1 protein-coding gene is annotated in these 477 nt (G+C 65.8%); it reads left to right on the forward strand.

Annotation, left to right across the window (positions count from 1 at the left end):
• A partial coding sequence (locus AC5RWX_RS34280; RefSeq protein WP_494100576.1) for an NUDIX domain-containing protein occupies positions 1 to 366 on the forward strand: 366 nt, incomplete at its 5' end.
• Positions 367 to 477 lie beyond the last annotated feature (111 nt).

Raw genomic sequence — 477 nt, forward strand, 5'->3', positions numbered from 1 at the left:
CTGCTGGCCCAACGGGCTGACAACAAACAGTGGGCGCTGGTCAGCGGAATGCTTGAGCCCGGAGAACAGCCCGCGCGAGGCCTGGTGCGGGAGATTTTTGAGGAAACGGCCGTGGTGGCCGAACCGGAGCGCGTCGTCTCGGTAGGAGCCGTGGGTCCGTTCACCTACCCCAACGGCGACGTGTGCGAGTTCCTGGACGTGCTGTTCCTCTGCCGCTACGTCTCCGGGACTGCCCGCGTGAATGACGACGAATCCCTCGCGGTGGGCTGGTTCGGCATTGATGAGCTCCCTGAGCTGATGCCCGGACACCTCACCAGCATTCACCGCGCCCTGGCTCCGGCCAACGCCGCACACTTCGAACCCTGACCGCCTGCACCAAGCAACTCCCACATGGAATGCGCAGGGCGCCGCAACCCCAAGAGTGCGGCGCCCTGCTGGCGTGACGCCAGCCCTGCGACGCAAGTTCTGCAGGCTTGA

The sequence above is a fragment of the Arthrobacter sp. SPT-J7 genome, from assembly GCF_059089965.1.